The organism is Streptomyces sp. JLYT201 (assembly GCF_059448825.1).
This window is the reverse complement of sequence record NZ_CM182551.1, coordinates 4,250,456-4,267,803: the sequence shown is the minus strand read 5'-3', so window position 1 is coordinate 4,267,803 and position 17,348 is coordinate 4,250,456. Positions and strand designations below refer to the sequence as shown.

Sequence of the window (17,348 nt, the reverse complement as noted above, 5' to 3'; positions counted from 1 at the left end):
CATGACCCAGCTCGCCGCCGAAGACCTCTCCATGTTCGGCCGCGACCCGTGGTGGCTGGTCGCCGTCAAGGCGGTCTTCTGCTTCGCGTTCCTCGTGGTGTCCGTGCTCTTCGCCATCGTGTGGGAACGCAAGGTCGTGGCCTGGATGCAGCTGCGCATCGGCCCCAACCGCAACGGCCCCTGGGGCTTCCTGCAGTCCCTCGCGGACGGCATCAAGCTGATGCTCAAGGAAGACCTGATCGTCAAGCGCGCCGACAAGGTGGTCTACATCCTGGCGCCGGTGGTCGCGGCCATCCCCGCCTTCATGGCGATCGCGGTGATCCCCTTCGGGCCCGCGGGCAACGAGGTCTCGATCTTCGGGCACCGCACCACGATGCAGCTCACCGACCTGCCGATCGCGATGCTCTACATCCTCGCGGTCGCCTCGGTCGGCATCTACGGCATCGTGCTCGCGGGCTGGAGCTCCGGCTCCACCTATCCGCTCCTGGGCGGTCTGCGCTCGTGCGCGCAGATGATCTCGTACGAGATCGCGATGGGCGCCGCGTTCGCGTCGGTCTTCCTGTACTCCGGGTCGATGTCCACGTCGGCGATCGTGGAGGCGCAGCAGGAGCGCTGGTACGTGGTGCTCCTGCCGGTGTCGTTCCTGATCTACATCGTGACGATGGTCGGCGAGACCAACCGCGCGCCGTTCGACATGCCGGAGTCCGAGGGCGACCTCGTCGGCGGCTTCAACACCGAGTACTCGTCCATCAAGTTCGCGATCTTCATGCTCGCCGAGTACATCAACATGATCACCGTCTCGGCCGTGTCCGCGACGCTCTTCCTCGGCGGCTGGCGGGCTCCCTGGCCCATCAGCGGCTTCTGGGAGGGCGCCAACCACGGCTGGTGGCCGATGGCCTGGTTCACGCTCAAGGTGCAGCTGCTGCTGTTCTTCTTCATCTGGCTGCGCGGCACGCTGCCCCGCGTCCGCTACGACCAGCTGATGAAGCTCGGCTGGAAGGTCCTCATCCCGGTGTCGGTGGTGTGGCTGATGCTCGTCGCCACCGTCCGCGCGCTGCGCAACGAGGACTACGACTTCAGCGAGATCGCCCTCTACGTAGGGGGCGGAGTCATCGCGCTGCTCCTGCTCTCCGTCCTGGTCGACCTGTTCCGGGACAAGCGCGAGAAGGAGGCCGCGGTCGCCGCCGAGCCCGCCGAGGCCGGCGCCTTCGACCCGATGGCGGGCGGCTTCCCGGTGCCGCCGCTGCCCGGCCAGACCCTGCCGCCCGTGCCGCGCCGCCGCCCGCGCCATGAGCGGGAGTTGATTTTCAGTGGTGGCCCGGATACTCAAAGTGACGGAAAGGAGGCGTCCGATGGCTGAGCAGTCGAACACGCCGGACCGGCCGCGGCGCGGGCAGCCGCCCGAGCGGCCGGGGGGCCAGGAAGCAGCGCAGGCGAACCAGTCGGATCAGGGGTTCCAGAACCCCGTCGCGGGCTTCGCCGTGACCTTCAAGGCCATGTTCAAGAAGCGGCTGACCGAGCAGTATCCGGAGCAGCAGAAGACCACCGCTCCCCGCTTCCACGGCAGGCACCAGCTCAACCGCCATCCGGACGGCCTGGAGAAGTGCGTCGGCTGCGAGCTGTGCGCCTGGGCCTGCCCGGCGGACGCCATCTATGTGGAGGGCGCGGACAACACCGAGGAGGAGCGCTACTCCCCGGGCGAGCGCTACGGCCGCGTCTACCAGATCAACTACGCCCGCTGCATCTTCTGCGGCCTGTGCATCGAGGCGTGCCCCACGCGCGCGCTGACGATGACGAACGAGTTCGAACTCGCCGACAGCAGCCGCCAGAACCTGATCTTCACCAAGGAGCAGCTCCTCGCGGGCCTCGACGAGGGCATGGTCGAAGCGCCCCACGCGATCTACCCCGGCACGGACGAGGGGGACTACTACCGCGGTCTGGTGACGCGGGCCGCGCCCGGCACGGAGCGCCAGGTCGCCGTCTCCAAGGGCGAGCGGGAGCCGGAGCCCCGGGCCGAGGGGGTGGACGCGTGACCTCCGTCGCGGCCTACACCACCTCCACGGGCGAGGCCTTCCAGTTCTGGGTGCTCGGCACGGTCGCCGTGATCGGCGCGCTGAGCACGATCCTCATGAAGAGGGCGGTGCACAGCGCCCTCTGCCTGGCCGGGACCATGATCATCCTGGCGGTCTTCTACCTGGCCAACGGCGCGTACTTCCTGGGCATCGTCCAGATCGTCGTCTACACCGGCGCGATCATGATGCTCTTCCTGTTCGTCGTGATGCTCGTCGGCGTCACCGCCGCGGACTCCCTGAAGGAGACCATCAAGGGGCAGCGCTGGCTGGCCGCCCTGTGCGGCGTCGGCTTCGCGGTCCTGCTGTTCGCGGGCATCGGCAACGCCTCGGTGAAGGACTTCAACGGCCTGGGCAAGGCCAATGAGGGCGGCAACGTGGAGGGCCTCGCCGCCCTCATCTTCACGAAGTACGTCTTCGCCTTCGAGATCACCGGCGCCCTGCTGATCACGGCGACCGTCGGCGCGATGGTGCTCACCCACCGCGAGCGCACCGAGCGCGCCAAGACCCAGCGCGAGCTCGCCGAGGAGCGGGTGCGCGCGGGCAAGCACCTGCCGCCGCTCCCGGCCCCGGGCGTCTACGCCCGGCACAACGCCGTGGACATCGCGGGCCTGCTGCCCGACGGCACGCCCTCGGAGCTCACGGTCAACAAGACGCTCCGGGAGCGCGGTCAGATCCGCGACGTCTCCAGTGAGGCCCTGGAGGACCTGCGGGCCCTGGAGCAGCGCTCCACCGACCGCCTCGAACGGCCCGACCTGCGCCGCACGGATCCCGGGCGCGGCGCGGGCGGCGAGCGGGCCGAGCAGACCGAGGAGGCGTCGAAGTGAATCCGGTCAACTACCTCTATCTGGCGGCCCTGTTGTTCGCCATCGGCGCCACCGGCGTCCTGATCAGGCGGAACGTGATCGTGGTCTTCATGTGCATCGAGCTGATGCTCAACGCCTGCAACCTGGCGTTCGTCGCGTTCTCCCGGCTGCACGGCAATCTCGACGGCCAGATCATCGCCTTCTTCACGATGGTCGTCGCCGCGGCCGAGGTCGTGGTCGGGCTCGCGATCATCGTGTCGCTGTTCCGCTCCCGCCACTCGGCCTCGGTCGATGACGCCAGTCTGATGAAGCTGTAAGGGGTCGCTGAATCGTGGAGAAACTGATTGCGCTGCTCGTCGCGGCGCCTCTGCTCGGAGCGGCCGTCCTGCTGTGCGGCGGGCGCCTGCTCGACCGCGTCGGCCACTGGCTCGGCACCTTGCTCTCGGCCGTCTCCTTCGTCTTCGCCGCGGTGCTCTTCACCGACATGCTCGGCAAGGACGCGGAGGACCGCGGCCTGCACCAGCACCTGTTCAGCTGGATCCCGGTCGAGGGCTTCAAGGCCGACGTCGCCTTCCAGCTCGACCAGCTGTCGATGACGTTCGTCCTGCTGATCACCAGCGTCGGCACGCTGATCCATCTGTACTCGGTCGGGTACATGGAGCACGACGAGCGCCGCCGCCGCTTCTTCGGCTATCTGAACCTGTTCCTCGCGGCGATGCTGCTCCTCGTCCTCGCCGACAACTACCTGCTCCTGTACGTCGGCTGGGAGGGCGTCGGCCTCGCCTCGTACCTCCTGATCGGGTTCTGGCAGCACAAGCCCAGCGCGGCCACCGCGGCGAAGAAGGCCTTCCTGGTCAACCGCGTCGGCGACATGGGTCTCTCGATCGCGATCATGCTGATGTTCACCACCTTCGGGACGTTCGCCTTCGGGCCCGTCCTGGAGTCCACGGACCAGACGGGCGAGGGCAAGCTCACGGCGATCGGCCTGATGCTGCTGCTCGCGGCGTGCGGCAAGTCCGCACAGGTGCCGCTGCAGTCCTGGCTCGGGGACGCGATGGAGGGCCCGACCCCGGTCTCCGCCCTGATCCACGCGGCGACGATGGTCACCGCGGGCGTGTATCTGATCGTGCGCTCCGGGGAGATCTTCAACGCCGCGCCGGACGCGCAGCTGGCCGTCGCGGTGGTCGGCGCGGTCACGCTGATCTTCGGTGCGATCGTCGGTTGCGCGAAGGACGACATCAAGAAGGCCCTCGCCGGGTCCACGATGTCGCAGATCGGCTACATGATCCTGGCCGCGGGCCTCGGCCCGATCGGCTACGTCTTCGCGATCATGCACCTGGTGACGCACGGCTTCTTCAAGGCCGGGCTCTTCCTCGGCGCCGGTTCGGTCATGCACGGCATGAACGACGAGGTGGACATGCGGAAGTACGGCGGCCTCAGGAAGTACATGCCGGTGACGTTCGTGACCTTCGGGCTCGGCTACCTCGCGATCATCGGCTTCCCGGGTCTCTCCGGCTTCTTCTCCAAGGACAAGATCATCGAGGCGGCGTTCGCCAAGGGCGGCACGGAGGGCTGGATCCTCGGCTCGGTGGCCCTGCTCGGCGCGGCCATCACGGCGTACTACATGACGCGCGTGATGCTCCTGACCTTCTTCGGCGAGGAGCGCTGGCGCCACCGGAAGACGGCCTCCCCGAAGGAGCCGAGTGCGGAGCCCGCCGCACAGACGCAGGGCGAGCACGCCGAGCCGCACCCGCACGAGTCCCCGAAGACCATGACGATCCCGATGATCCTGCTGGCCTTCGGGTCGGTGTTCGCCGGCGGCTTCTTCAGCATCGGCGACCGCTTCCTGAACTGGCTGGAGCCGGTCACGCACCACGACCACGGCGACTCCCCGCTGAGCGCCGCCACGGTCACCGGCGCCACCGTGGCCGTCCTGGTCGTCGGCGTGGCCCTGGCCTGGGCGCAGTACGGGCGCAGGCCGGTCCCGGTGGTCGCCCCGCGCGGCTCCCTGCTCACCCGCGCGGCCCGCCGCGACCTGCTCCAGGACGACTTCAACCACGTGGTCCTGGTGCGCGGCGGCGAGCACCTCACGCGCTCCCTGGTGTACGTCGACCACACCCTGGTCGACGGCGTGGTCAACGGCACGGCGGCCTCGGTCGGCGGGCTCTCCGGGCGCCTGCGCAGGCTCCAGAACGGCTACGCCCGTAGCTACGCGGTCTCGATGTTCGGCGGCGCGGCGGTCCTCATCGCCGCGACGCTGCTGATGAGGGCGGTCTGATACCGATGTCCTTTCCTCTGCTGACAGCGACGGCCGTGGTGCCCGCAGTGGGCGCGATCGCCACGGCGGCCGTCCCGGCCGCCCGGCGCACCGCCGCCAAATGGCTCGCGCTGCTCTTCTCGCTGGCGACGCTCGCCCTCGCCATCACGGCGGCCGTCCGGTTCGACCCGGACGGCGACCGGTACCAACTGACCGAGTCGCACTCCTGGATCAAGGACTTCGGGGTGCGGTACGAGCTGGGCGTGGACGGCATCGCGGTCTCCTTGATCGCGCTGACCGCCCTGCTGCTGCCCTTCATCATCCTGGCGGGCTGGCACGACGCCGATCCCCTCGAGACCAAGTCGTCGCGCTGGCGCCCGACTCAGGGCTTCTTCGCCCTCATCCTCGCCGTCGAGGCGATGGTGATCATCTCCTTCGAGGCCACCGACGTCTTCCTGTTCTACATCTTCTTCGAAGCCATGCTCATCCCGATGTACTTCCTCATCGGCGGCTTCGGGGACCGCGCCCACGCGGGCAGCGACGAGAACGCCTCGGCGCAGCGCTCGTACGCGGCCGTGAAGTTCCTGCTCTACAACCTGGTCGGCGGTCTGATCATGCTCGCCGCCGTGATCGGTCTCCATGTGGTCGCGGGCAACTTCTCCGTCCAGGAGATCGCCGCCGCCCGGGCCGACGGCTCGCTGGACATGGCGACCAACACCGAGCGACTGCTCTTCCTCGGCTTCTTCTTCGCCTTCGCGGTGAAGGCCCCGCTGTGGCCGCTGCACACCTGGCTGCCGAACGCGATGGGAGAGGCCACCGCCCCGGTCGCCGTGCTGATCACGGCGGTGGTCGACAAGGTCGGCACGTTCGCGATGCTGCGCTTCTGCCTCCAGCTGTTCCCGGAGGCCTCGAAGTGGGCGACGCCGGTCATCCTGGTCCTCGCCCTGATCAGCATCATCTACGGCGCGCTGCTCGCCGTCGGCCAGCGCGACATCAAGCGCCTGGTGGCCTACGCGTCGATCTCGCACTTCGGGTTCATCGTCCTCGGCATCTTCGCGATGACCTCCCAGGGGCAGTCCGGCGCGACGCTCTACATGGTCAACCACGGCCTGTCGACGGCCGCCCTGATGCTGGTCGCGGGCTTCCTGATCTCGCGCCGCGGCTCGCGTCTGATCGCGGACTACGGAGGGGTGCAGAAGGTCGCCCCGGTGCTCGCGGGCACCTTCCTGGTCGGCGGTCTCGCCACGCTCTCGCTGCCGGGGCTCGCGCCGTTCGTCAGCGAGTTCCTGGTCCTGGTCGGCGCGTTCGCGCGCTATCCGGCGGTCGGGATCATCGCGACGCTCGGCATCGTGCTCGCCGCGCTCTACACCCTCGTCCTCTACCAGCGGACGATGACGGGCCCGGTGAAGCCCGAGCTGGCGAAGATGCCCGACCTGCGGGTCCGTGAGCTGGTCGTGGTGGCCCCGCTGATCGTGCTCCTCATCGGCCTCGGGGTGTACCCGAAGCCGGTGGCCGACCTGGTGAACCCGGCGGTGGAGCACACCATGTCCGACGTACAGAAGAAAGATCCCGAGCCCGAGGTGGAGGCCGCCAAGTGAGTGCGACAGCCGTCCACAGCCTGTGGACAGTGGCGGCCGAGCCGATCGACAAGATCGACGCGCCGAAGATCGAGTACGGCCAGCTCGCGCCGACGCTCATCGTCATCGGTGCCGCCGTCATCGGAGTGCTCATCGAAGCCTTCGTGCCGCGCAAGTCCCGTTACTACGCCCAGCTGTTCGTGTCGGTCGTGGCGCTCGCCGCCGCCTTCGCCGCGGTCGTCGCGCTCGCCTCCGGCGGGTACGGCACCACGAAGGCGCGCATCGCCGCGATGGGAGCCATCGCGGTCGACGGGCCCGCGCTGTTCCTCCAGGGCACCATTCTCCTCGCGGGCCTGGTCGCGATCTTCACCTTCGCGGAGCGGCGCCTCGACCCGGAGGCGCACGGCAACCGCGTCGACTCCTTCGTGGCCCAGGCCGGAGCCGTGCCCGGCGGCGCGGGCGAACAGGCCGCGGTGAAGGCCGGGTTCACCACCACGGAGGTGTTCCCGCTCGCCCTCTTCGCGATCGGCGGCATGCTCGTCTTCCCTGCGGCGAACGACCTCCTGACGTTGTTCGTCGCCCTGGAGGTCTTCTCGCTCCCGCTCTACCTGCTGTGCGCGCTCGCCCGCCGCAAGCGCCTCATGTCGCAGGAAGCGGCCGTGAAGTACTTCCTGCTCGGCGCCTTCGCGTCCGCGTTCACCCTCTTCGGCATCGCGCTGATCTACGGCTACGCGGGCTCGGTGTCGTACGGCACCATCGCCGACGTCGTCGACGGCACGGTCAAGACGGTCGACCCGGCCCTCGCGAACACCATGGGCAACGACGCGCTGCTCCTGATCGGCGCCGCGATGATCCTCATGGGCCTGCTGTTCAAGGTGGGCGCGGTGCCGTTCCACATGTGGACGCCGGACGTCTACCAGGGCGCGCCCACACCGGTCACCGGCTTCATGGCGGCGGCCACGAAGGTCGCCGCGTTCGGCGCGCTCCTGCGGCTGCTGTACGTGGTCCTTCCGGGCCTGCGCTGGGACTGGCGGCCGGTGATGTGGGGCGTCGCGATCATCACGATGCTGGGCGGCGCGATCGTCGCGATCACGCAGACCGACATCAAGCGGCTCCTCGCCTACTCGTCGATCGCCCACGCGGGCTTCATCCTCGCCGGCGTCATCGCCACCACGGAGGAGGGCGTCTCGTCGGTGCTCTTCTACCTGGGCGCGTACTCGTTCGTGACCATCGGGGCGTTCGCCGTCGTGACGCTGGTGCGGGACGCGGGCGGCGAGGCGACGCACCTGTCGAAGTGGGCGGGGCTCGGGCGCCGCTCGCCGCTGGTCGCCGCGGTCTTCGCGGTGTTCCTGCTCGCCTTCGCGGGCATCCCGCTGACCTCCGGGTTCTCCGGGAAGTTCGCCGTGTTCAAGGCGGCGGCCGAGGGCGGCGCGGGCGCGCTCGTGGTGGTCGGTGTGATCTCGTCGGCGATCGCGGCGTTCTTCTACATCCGGGTGATCGTGCTGATGTTCTTCAGCGAGCCCAAGGCGGACGGCCCGTCGGTCGCCGTGCCGTCACCGCTGACGACGGCGGCCATCGGCATCGGCGTCGCCGTGACGCTGGTGCTCGGTGTGGCGCCGCAGTACTTCCTGGACCTGGCGAACCAGGCGGGCGTGTTCGTGCGCTGACCCGGTCGTCCGCCGGCGCGCGCGGGGCCCCGGCCCTCCTTCGGGAGGCCGGGGCCCTTCGCGTGCGCCGTCAGGGCTGCGCGGGGCAGCGGACGTCCGGGTTCCAGGGGGAGAGCCTGCCGCTCGGGTTGTCCTTGTAGAGCCAGGCGTGCAGGTCGTAGTGGATCGGCATGCCGGGGACGTGCCCGTCCATCGGCCCGTCGAAGGGCCGCCCGAACAGGACCGGGCGGTCGTCGTCGGTGCTCTTGTCCTGGTCGGCGTCGATGACGATCCACTCGACGGCTATGAGCTTGCGCTTGCCGTCGGCCGTCTCCTCGTAGAGCAGCGCGGCGGGCTTCGCCGGATCGACGGAGCCGAAGTTCGCCGGGTTGACGTAGTGGTAACCCATCCCGCCGAGGTCCGGGTCGGCGACGCACTCGTCGGTGCGGGCGAAGCCCGCCTTGATCGCGAGCGGCTCGTACGCGTACTTGGCGGTCGCGGCGTAGACCTTGGCGAAGGCGGCCTGCTGCGGGGGCGGCGGAGGCGTCGGCGCGGCCGCTCGCGCGGGCGCCGCGGACAGGGCCAGGCAGGAGACCGCAGCCAACGAGAGGGCGGCCTGGGCGGTACGGGGCAGACGCATGGAGGGGCTCCTCGGAAGGGCGAGGCGCGCGGCGGGCGCGCCATGACCTGGGGCGGGCTCAGCCCCCGAGCCGCCACAAGGAGCAGGATCACCCGGGGCGGATGCGGCGGCCAGAACGCCTGGGCCATTGGACTGACCGAGAAGGCGCCCGACCGGCCTGTGGATAACTTCCCGGGGTGTCGGCGCGGGCGCCTATCGTGGAGGCAGTGGTCGAGGTGCGACAGGCGGGGGCACGGCGATGAGCGGGAGCAGTGGGGTCGGCATGACAGAGGTGGTGGAGAGCGACGCGCTGCGGACGCTCCACCGGGTGTTCGGGTACGACGCTTTCCGGGGCGAGCAAGAAGCGATCATCGAGCACGTGGTGGCGGGCGGCGACGCGGTCGTCCTCATGCCGACCGGCGGCGGAAAGTCCCTGTGCTATCAGATCCCGGCCCTGGTCAGACCGGGTACGGGCGTCGTGGTGTCGCCGCTGATCGCCCTCATGCAGGACCAGGTCGACGCGCTGCGGGCCCTCGGCGTGCGCGCCGGGTTCATGAACTCGACGCAGGACTTCGACGAGCGCCGCCTCGTCGAGGCCGAGCTGCTCTCGGGCGAGCTGGACGTGCTGTATCTGGCACCGGAGCGGCTGCGCCTGGACTCCACGCTCAATCTGCTCTCCCGGGCGAAGATCTCCGTCTTCGCGATCGACGAGGCGCACTGCGTGGCCCAGTGGGGCCACGACTTCCGGCCGGACTACCTGGCCCTCTCCGTCCTCGGCGAGCGCTGGCCGGACGTCCCGCGCATCGCGCTGACGGCCACGGCGACGGACGCCACGCACCGCGAGATCACCGAGCGCCTGGCCATGCCGGACGCCAAGCACTTCGTCGCCAGCTTCGACCGGCCGAACATCCAGTACCGGATCGTGCCGAAGTCCGACCCGAAGAAGCAGCTCCTCACCTTCCTGAAGGAGGAGCACGACGGCGACGCGGGCATCGTCTACTGCCTCTCGCGCAAGTCGGTCGAGCAGATCGCCGACTTCCTCAGCGCCCACGGAGTCGAGGCGGTGCCGTACCACGCGGGCCTGGACAGCGGCACCCGCGCCCGGCACCAGTCGCGCTTCCTGCGCGAGGACGGCCTGGTCGTGGTCGCCACGATCGCCTTCGGCATGGGCATCGACAAGCCGGACGTCCGCTTCGTCGCCCACCTCGACCTGCCCAAGTCGGTGGAGGGGTACTACCAGGAAACGGGCCGGGCGGGCCGCGACGGCCTCCCCTCGACGGCCTGGATGGCGTACGGCCTCCAGGACGTCGTGCAGCAGCGCAAGCTCATCCAGTCCGGCGAGGGCGACGAGGCGTTCCGGCGCCGCTCGGCGGCCCATCTGGACGCCATGCTGGCGCTGTGCGAGGCGGCCTCCTGCCGCCGCGCCCAGCTCCTGCGGTACTTCGGCCAGGACCCGGCGGCCACCGGCTGCGGGAACTGCGACACGTGTCTGACACCCCCGGAGACCTGGGACGGCACGGTCGCCGCGCAGAAGGTCCTCTCCGCCGTGGTGCGCCTGAAGCGGGAGCGCGGCCAGAAGTTCGGCACGGGCCAGATCGTCGACATCCTGCTCGGCCGCAAGACCGCCAAGGTCATCCAGTTCGACCACGACCAGCTGTCCGTCTTCGGCATCGGTGAGGAGCTGAGCGAGGCCGAGTGGCGGGGTGTGGTGCGGCAGTTGCTGGCGCAGGGCCTCCTCGCCGTCGAGGGGGAGTACGGCACGCTCGTGCTCACCGAGGAGAGCGCCGCCGTCCTCGGCCGGCAGCGGGAGGTGCCGCTGCGCAAGGAGCCGAAGAAGCCCGCGGGGTCGGCGCGGTCCGCGCAGCGCGGGGAGCGCAAGGCCAAGGCCGCGGCGGCCGTGGCCGAGCTGCCGGAGGAGGCCGTGCCGGTCTTCGAGGCGCTGCGGGCCTGGCGGGCGGCGCAGGCGCGGGAGCAGGGCGTGCCCGCGTATGTGATCTTCCACGACGCGACGCTGCGGGAGATCGCGGCCGCGCGGCCCGCGTCCGTCGCGGACCTCGGCGGGATCAGCGGGGTCGGCGAGAAGAAACTGGCGACGTATGGGGAAGGGGTGCTCGAGGTCCTGGCGGAGGCCGGGGCGTAGCCCTCGCGGGCGGCGCCCCGGCCCTCGCGCCGGGGAGCCGCGTCAGCGCGGCGGGGCCACCCGGCCCGTCACCTCTCCCAGGCCCACCCGGGTGCCGCCCGGACCCGGTGCCCAGGCCGAGAGGGTCACCACGTCGCCGTCCTCCAGGAACGTCCGCTTGCCGGAGGGGAGTTCGAGGGGGTCGCGGCCGTTCCAGGTGAGCTCGATCAGGGAGCCGAACTGGTCGGGCGAGGGCCCGCTGACGGTGCCGGAGCCGTAGAGGTCACCGGTGCGCAGGGAGGCGCCGTTGACCGTCATATGGGCGAGCTGCTGGGCGGCGGTCCAGTAGACGGTGGAGAAGGGCGGGTTGGAGATGACCTCGCCGTTCAGGGTGACGGTGATGCGCAGGTCGTAGCCGCCGGGCCCGTCGGACGCGGACCCGGCCGCGTCGGTGGCGTCGGCCGCGTCGGCCGTGTCGTCCAGGTACGGCAGGAGCGGCTCGGTGCGCTCCGGCGGGGCGACCCGCGCCGCGTCCAGGGCTTCGAGCGGCGTGACCCACGCCGAGACGGAGGTGGCGAAGGACTTGCCGAGGAACGGGCCGAGCGGCACGTACTCCCAGGCCTGGATGTCACGGGCCGACCAGTCGTTGAGGAGGCACAGGCCGAAGACGTGCTCGCGGAAGTCGGCAAGGGGCACCGGCGTGCCGAGCGTGGAGGGCTTGCCGACGACGAAGCCGACCTCCGCCTCGATGTCGAGCTTGGCGGACGGGCCGAAGACCGGGGCGGCGTCGGCGGGCGTCTTGCGCTGCCCGGCGGGGCGGATCACCTCCGTGCCGGAGACCACGACGGTGCCCGAGCGGCCGTGGTAGCCGATGGGCAGGTGCTTCCAGTTGGGGGTGAGCGGGGCCGGCGCGTCGGGGCGGAACATGCGGCCCAGGTTCGACGCGTGGTGCTCGGAGGCGTAGAAGTCCACGTAGTCGGCGACGTCGAAGGGCAGGTGCAGGGTGACGTCGGAGAGGGGGTGGAGCAGCGGCAGGATCGCGTCGCGGTGCGCGGGGTCCGTCACCCAGGAGGTCAGGTCCCGGCGGACGTCGCTCCACGTCCGGCGGCCCGCGGCGAGCAGCGGGTTCAGCGTGGGCTGGGCGAGCAGGGACACATGGGCCGAGCCGAGGGCGGCCGCGGCGGCGCCCGCGTCGAGGACGTGGGAGCCGAGCCGGACACCGACGCGACGGCCCTCGGTGACGGGCGCCGACCCAGGCGCGGAGCCGGAAGCGGAACCGGACCCGGGGTCGGCGGATCCGGCCGGGGAGAAGACACCGTACGGAAGATTGTGCGGGCCGAAGGGGTCGCCCTCGGGGAGGTCGAGCGGATTCTGCTCGGACATGCGTTCCTGCCTCGCTTTCCAATCTGGGTGCCCCACACGTTACGTGGAAGCCCTGTATTCGGGCAGTGCCTAAAGAGTTAGCAATGTCCGGATAAACCACGCATGGAGGGTTCAGTTCCGGCTTAGGTTCCTCGGGGGGACGCGGACGGGCTGGGTCCGGGTCGGTGCGAAGGGGACGCGTGGGGGGACCCGTGACCAATTCCAGCGGTGGTGTGCCGTGTACACCCGACCGCGAAGTACCCGGACTCATCGTGAAGTTCGGCGACTATCCACTGCACCACGGCGGCGTGGGGGCGATCCGGAGCCTCGGCCGCGTCGGCGTACCGATGTACGCGATCACGGAGGACCGGCACACGCCCGCCGCCGCGTCCCGCTATCTCACCGGCGCCTTCCCCTGGCGGACCACCGGGGTGGAGGACCCGGGCTATCTGATCGACGGGCTGCTGCGCATCGGACGGCGCATCGGCAGGCCCGCGGTGCTCATACCGACCGACGAGGAAGCGGCCGTGCTCATCGCCGAGCACCAGCGGGAGCTGGCCGAAGCGGACTTCGGGGGCTTCCTCTTCCCGCGCGTCGACGCCGCCCTGCCGCGCCGCCTCGCCAGCAAGGAGGGCCTGCACGAGCTGTGCGTGGAGCACGGCCTCAGCTCGCCCGCGTCGGCGTGCCCGCAGAGCCAGGACGACATCGAGAAGTTCGCGGCGACGGCGGCCTTCCCGGTGGTCGCGAAGAACCGCGAGGCGTTCCAGCGCCGCGAACGGCCCGCGGTGAACGGCACCACCCGCATCGACACCGCGCAGGGCCTGCGCGAGCTGGCCCGGGACTGGGGCGAGCGGCCCGGGGTGATCCTCCAGGAGTATCTGCCGCGCGAGGATGCCGAGGACTGGGTGGTGCACGCCTATTTCGACGACAACTCCTCGCCCCTCGCGCTGTTCACCGGGGTGAAGGTCCGCTCCTGGCCGCCGCACGCGGGCATGACGGCCCACGCGTACGTCGTCGACAATCCGGAACTCGCCGACCTCGCCGCGCGTTTCATCAAAGAGATCGGCTTCACCGGAATCATCGACCTGGACCTGCGCTTCGACCGCCGCGACGGTCAGTACAAACTGCTCGACTTCAACCCCCGCATGGGCGCCCAGTTCCGTCTCTTCGAAAGCGAGACGGGCATCGACGTCGTGCGGGCCATGCATTTGCACCTGACGGGCCGCGAGGTCCCGGAGGGCGACCAGCGCGCCGGCCACCGCTATGTGGTGGAGAACATCGACCTGCCCGCCCTCATCGCCTACCGCCGCAGTGGATACGTCACGCCGCACGCCCCCGCCCGGGCCAGCGGTACGGAACTCGCCTGGCTCGCCGCCGACGACATGAAGCCGTTCTTCACGATGCTGGCGCGCTTCATCCGGCCGGGCGCGATCCACCTCTATCAGCTGTGGCGGACCGGCCGACGCGGCAGCAGGCCCGCCACCGGCCCACGGAGCGGCACGACCGCGAGATGACCGCCGCCCGCCCGACCAGGGGCACGGCAGCGGTGACGGGGGACGCGGTGTCCGGGGGAACGCCGTCATGGGGGACGCAGCAACGGGGGACGCCGTCACGGCAGGCGTCGTGACGGGAGAAGCAGCAACGGGGGACAAGCGGAAGATCCGCGAAGTAAGACGGTGTGCCGTGCGACGGCACGGTGCACGCGGTGTCCTGGGGAGGGACTTCGTGAAGCAACCAGTAGCAGTCATCGGGGCAGGCCCCTACGGCCTGTCCACCGCAGCACATCTCCGCGCGCGCGGCGTCCGCGTCCGCGTCTTCGGCGACCCCATGGTCAGCTGGCGTTCCCACATGCCCGCGGGAATGCTCCTGAAGTCGACCCCGGCGGCGTCGAACATCGACGCCCCGCAGCCCGGCCACACCCTCACCGACTACTGCGCGGCGGCGGGCATCCCGCGCCTGGTCACGGACGAGGACATCATCCCGGCCGACACGTTCGTCCGGTACGGACAGTGGTTCCAGGAGAAGCTCGTGCCCGGCCTGGAGCGGGTGCGGGTGGTGTCCGTCGAACGCGGCGAGCGCGGCGGCTTCGAGCTCAAGCTCGACTCGGGGGAGCAGTTCACGGCCCCCGCGGTCGTCGTCGCCAGCGGACTGACGGGCCTCGCACAGCTCCCGCCCGCCCTGGCCGCCGCCGTGCCCGACGGGCCCTCGCCCGCGAGCCCCTACTCGCACAGCTCCCAGCACCACGACCTGTCGCGGTACGCGGACACCGACCTGCTCGTCGTCGGCGCGGGCCAGTCCGCCCTGGAGACGGCCGTGCTCGCCGCCGAGGCGGGCGCCCGGGTCCGGCTCGTGGCCCGCGGCAGGGGTGCCATCGGCTTCGGCGCGCCCCCCTGGCAGCAGCCCAGGCTGCGCCCGGAGTCGCCCTTCGGCCGCGCCTGGTCGCTGTACGCGCTGAGCTACCACGCCGAGCTGTACCGCCATCTCCCGCCGCACGCCCGGCACTTCCTCGTCCGCCGGGTCCTCGGTCCGCTCGGCGCCTGGTGGCTGCGCGAGCGGTTCCAGGAGCGGGTCGACGCCCGGGAGATACGGCGCGTGGTGCGGGCCGAGATCCACGACGGCCGTCCCCTCCTCACCGTGGAGTCGCTCGGCGGCCGGACGCGGGAGCTCACCGCCGACCACGTCATCGCCGCCACGGGCTACCGCGTCGACCTCGCCGCCCTCAGCTTCCTCGGGCACGGCCTGCGCGCCCGCATGGCGGTCAGCCGCGGCACGCCCAGGCTCGGCGAGGGCTATGCCTCCTCGGTCCCGGGCCTGTACTTCACGGGCATGCTGGCCGGGTCGTCGTACGGGCCCGTGATGCGGTTCGTGTGCGGCACGGAGTTCGCGTCACCGCGCCTGGCCCGGCATCTGGCTGCCGCGTACGGCTGAGCGCCGGGCTTGGGCGCGGTGCTGGGCCGCTGTTGTCCGCGGGGCCCCCGTGGCTGGTCGCGCAGTTCCCCGCGCCCCTTCCGGGCGCTGCCGATCACTCGCCAGGAACCACCGGCATCGGGGCGGGCTCGGCGGCGCGCATGCGCTCCGGCGTCCAGTAGTCCTCGGCCGCGCCAGGACCGTGCTCGACGCGCTCGCTGCGCACGGTGTCCGACGTCGCCCCCGCCCCGGGCGAGGCCGGGCGCCCACCGCCGTCATCGGCCGAGGCCTGCCAGGCGAGGCCCGCGGTGAGCAGGGCGAGGGCGGTCGCGGTGGCGAGGGCGAGCTTGCGGTGCTGCGGGAGGGACATGTCGTTCCTTGCTTCTCGGGTCGTGCCGGTGCTTCTCGGCCGTGCCGGTGCATCTCGGGCCGTGCCGGTCTCGTCCTGTGACGTGGCCGGGCGCCGAGAGGTTCCGTCACCTGCGCGAGTTCGGGAGGAGTGCTCACGGGGCGCGGCGAAGCCCTCGCGTTCACAGGGGAGTTCGAGGGCAGGGCGCGCGGGTGTGCGCACGGGCGTCCGGCGGCGGCCCGGGGCGCCCGGGACGGACGGCGGGCCGCGGGGCGAACCGGCACCCCCGTCGCCGCGGCCGCCGCACGGCCCGCCTCGTTCCGGTGAACCGGGAGCGGGCGGTCACGCCCGGCGCGCTTCTGCGCCCCCGGCGCGTACGGGCAGGGGGCGTTGGCCGCACGACCTGGTGCATGCCGGGAGTGCGCCGGGCGCACCCAAAGCGTCACAGGTCCTGCCACACGGCTTACCGGCCGGGCTCAGATCCGTATTCTTCGGATCATGGCCGCTCCCCTCGCATATTCCCTCATCGCTACCGACCTGGACGGAACGCTGCTGCGCGGCGACGACACGGTCTCCGACCGCTCCCGCCGGGCGCTGGCCGCCGCGAGCGAGGGCGGAGCGCGGCACCTCGTCGTCACCGGACGCCCCGCGCCCCGCGTGCGCCCGCTCTTCGACGACCTCGGGTACGACGGGCTCGCCGTGTGCGGGCAGGGCGCGCAGCTGTACGACGCCGGGGCCGACCGCATGGTGTGGTCGGTCACCCTGGACCGGGAGCTCGCGGAGGTGGCGCTCGGCAAGATCGAGGCGGAGGTCGGCCAGGTCTTCGCGGCGGTCGACCAGGACGGGGCCGAGGGCCTGACCCTGATCGAGCCCGGGTACGAGATGCCGCACCCGACGCTGCCCGCGATGCGGGTGCCCGGCCGTGACGTGCTCTGGGAGGAGCCGATCAGCAAGGTGCTCCTGCGGCACCCGACGCTGGCGGACGACGAGTTGGCCCAGGTCGCCCGGGGGGTCGTGGGCTCGCTCGCCACGGTGACGATGTCCGGGCCCGGCACGGTGGAACTCCAGCCCTGCGGGGTCACCAAGGCGACCGGGCTCGCCCTCGCGGCGGAGCGCCTCGGCCTGCGGGCGGCCGACACGATCGCGTTCGGTGACATGCCGAACGACATCCCGATGTTCGCCTGGGCGGCCCACGGCGTGGCGATGGCCAACGCCCACCACGAACTGAAGGCGGTGGCGGACGAATTGACGCTCTCCAACGAGGAGGACGGGATCGCCGTGGTCCTGGAGCGGATGCTGTGCGCCGATGGCCGGAAAGCGGTGGGTGGCGGACATCGCACGTGAGGGCACCCGGCAGGGTGCCGTGTGCCTGTCGGATCACTCAGCGTGGCCCGGCGGCGCGGGCCGCTCCGCGGCGCGGTCCCGGGCGCGGGGCGCGGCCCTCGCGGGCCGTGCCGCCGGGCGGCGGCACGGCCGTGCGGAGGGTGCTCGGCATGTGGGGCGCATCGCCCGTCGGGCGGCAAAGCGGTCATTTCATGTCTATCGGGCAGGCTGGCCCCCTCTGGTCGGGCAGGTGCTCGCTGTGATCGAAAGGCGACCGGATACGCTGACTTGAGTGATGGCAGCGACACATCGAC

General features: G+C 71.1%; 14 protein-coding genes. 11 read left to right on the top strand and 3 right to left on the bottom strand.

From position 1 onward, the window contains the following. Position 1 precedes the first annotated feature (1 nt). From nuoH to nuoN, 7 genes are read left to right on the top strand one after another with little or no spacing between them, the layout of a single operon-like run. On the top strand, positions 2 to 1,360 hold the full coding sequence (nuoH, locus tag AC5WAM_RS17350; RefSeq protein ID WP_495523599.1) for an NADH-quinone oxidoreductase subunit NuoH: 1,359 nt from the start codon (positions 2 to 4) through the stop codon (positions 1,358 to 1,360). Beyond that, positions 1,353 to 2,033, top strand: coding sequence for an NADH-quinone oxidoreductase subunit NuoI (gene nuoI / locus AC5WAM_RS17345; protein WP_249401868.1), 681 nt, complete (start codon positions 1,353 to 1,355; stop codon positions 2,031 to 2,033). The genes nuoH and nuoI overlap by 8 nt, the downstream gene beginning before the upstream one ends. After that, positions 2,030 to 2,896: an NADH-quinone oxidoreductase subunit J gene (locus tag AC5WAM_RS17340; protein WP_366789080.1), complete on the top strand. Its 867-nt coding sequence runs from the start codon at positions 2,030 to 2,032 to the stop codon at positions 2,894 to 2,896. The genes nuoI and AC5WAM_RS17340 overlap by 4 nt, the downstream gene beginning before the upstream one ends. After that, a complete protein-coding gene (gene nuoK, locus AC5WAM_RS17335) occupies positions 2,893 to 3,192 on the top strand; it encodes an NADH-quinone oxidoreductase subunit NuoK (RefSeq protein WP_030678055.1) in 300 nt (99 codons plus the stop codon). The genes AC5WAM_RS17340 and nuoK overlap by 4 nt, the downstream gene beginning before the upstream one ends. A 14-nt stretch (positions 3,193 to 3,206) precedes the next feature. Further along, on the top strand, positions 3,207 to 5,153 hold the full coding sequence (nuoL, locus tag AC5WAM_RS17330) for an NADH-quinone oxidoreductase subunit L (RefSeq protein WP_366789081.1): 1,947 nt from the start codon (positions 3,207 to 3,209) through the stop codon (positions 5,151 to 5,153). A gap of 5 nt (positions 5,154 to 5,158) precedes the next feature. Continuing rightward, positions 5,159 to 6,730, top strand: coding sequence for an NADH-quinone oxidoreductase subunit M (locus AC5WAM_RS17325; protein ID WP_495523083.1), 1,572 nt, complete (start codon positions 5,159 to 5,161; stop codon positions 6,728 to 6,730). Next, a complete protein-coding gene (gene nuoN / locus AC5WAM_RS17320) occupies positions 6,727 to 8,376 on the top strand; it encodes an NADH-quinone oxidoreductase subunit NuoN (protein ID WP_366789083.1) in 1,650 nt (549 codons plus the stop codon). The genes AC5WAM_RS17325 and nuoN overlap by 4 nt, the downstream gene beginning before the upstream one ends. A 70-nt stretch (positions 8,377 to 8,446) precedes the next feature. Here nuoN and AC5WAM_RS17315 read toward each other — a convergent pair whose 3' ends face one another. After that, positions 8,447 to 8,995, bottom strand: coding sequence for a hypothetical protein (locus tag AC5WAM_RS17315; RefSeq protein WP_495523082.1), 549 nt, complete (start codon positions 8,993 to 8,995; stop codon positions 8,447 to 8,449). A 262-nt stretch (positions 8,996 to 9,257) separates the two neighbouring features. Between AC5WAM_RS17315 and recQ the strand changes: the two genes are divergently transcribed. Beyond that, entirely contained in the window at positions 9,258 to 11,114 is a 1,857-nt protein-coding gene (gene recQ, locus AC5WAM_RS17310) for a DNA helicase RecQ (protein ID WP_495523081.1), read from the top strand. A 42-nt stretch (positions 11,115 to 11,156) separates the two neighbouring features. On the opposite strand, the gene fahA is transcribed toward recQ, so the two are convergent. Then, entirely contained in the window at positions 11,157 to 12,476 is a 1,320-nt protein-coding gene (gene fahA, locus AC5WAM_RS17305) for a fumarylacetoacetase (protein ID WP_495523080.1), read from the bottom strand. Positions 12,477 to 12,667: 191 nt separating this feature from the next. On the opposite strand from fahA, the gene AC5WAM_RS17300 reads away from it, so the two are divergent. Beyond that, positions 12,668 to 13,969, top strand: a complete 1,302-nt coding sequence (locus AC5WAM_RS17300; RefSeq protein ID WP_495523079.1) for a carboxylate--amine ligase — start codon at positions 12,668 to 12,670, stop codon at positions 13,967 to 13,969. Between the two features lie 211 nt (positions 13,970 to 14,180). Further along, positions 14,181 to 15,383, top strand: coding sequence for an FAD-dependent oxidoreductase (locus tag AC5WAM_RS17295; RefSeq protein ID WP_366789088.1), 1,203 nt, complete (start codon positions 14,181 to 14,183; stop codon positions 15,381 to 15,383). A gap of 94 nt (positions 15,384 to 15,477) precedes the next feature. Here the strand turns inward: AC5WAM_RS17295 and AC5WAM_RS17290 are convergent, their stop codons facing one another. Further along, on the bottom strand, positions 15,478 to 15,732 hold the full coding sequence (locus tag AC5WAM_RS17290) for a hypothetical protein (protein WP_495523078.1): 255 nt from the start codon (positions 15,730 to 15,732) through the stop codon (positions 15,478 to 15,480). A 477-nt stretch (positions 15,733 to 16,209) separates the two neighbouring features. On the opposite strand from AC5WAM_RS17290, the gene AC5WAM_RS17285 reads away from it, so the two are divergent. Continuing rightward, positions 16,210 to 17,055 carry an HAD family hydrolase gene (locus tag AC5WAM_RS17285; protein WP_495523077.1) on the top strand — a complete coding sequence of 282 codons (846 nt, stop codon included), beginning with the start codon at positions 16,210 to 16,212 and terminating at the stop codon, positions 17,053 to 17,055. Positions 17,056 to 17,348: the final 293 nt, after the last annotated feature.

What these genes read in the sequence shown, in the direction of transcription:
- nuoH (WP_495523599.1), top strand. Translation starts at nt 2, where the DNA reads ATGACCCAGCTCGCCGCCGAAGACCTCTCCATGTTCGGCCGCGACCCG.
- nuoI (WP_249401868.1), top strand. Translation starts at nt 1,353, where the DNA reads ATGGCTGAGCAGTCGAACACGCCGGACCGGCCGCGGCGCGGGCAGCCG.
- AC5WAM_RS17325 (WP_495523083.1), top strand. Translation starts at nt 5,159, where the DNA reads ATGTCCTTTCCTCTGCTGACAGCGACGGCCGTGGTGCCCGCAGTGGGC.
- AC5WAM_RS17315 (WP_495523082.1), bottom strand. Translation starts at nt 8,995, where the DNA reads ATGCGTCTGCCCCGTACCGCCCAGGCCGCCCTCTCGTTGGCTGCGGTC.
- recQ (WP_495523081.1), top strand. Translation starts at nt 9,258, where the DNA reads ATGACAGAGGTGGTGGAGAGCGACGCGCTGCGGACGCTCCACCGGGTG.
- fahA (WP_495523080.1), bottom strand. Translation starts at nt 12,476, where the DNA reads ATGTCCGAGCAGAATCCGCTCGACCTCCCCGAGGGCGACCCCTTCGGC.
- AC5WAM_RS17290 (WP_495523078.1), bottom strand. Translation starts at nt 15,732, where the DNA reads ATGTCCCTCCCGCAGCACCGCAAGCTCGCCCTCGCCACCGCGACCGCC.
- AC5WAM_RS17285 (WP_495523077.1), top strand. Translation starts at nt 16,210, where the DNA reads ATGGCCGCTCCCCTCGCATATTCCCTCATCGCTACCGACCTGGACGGA.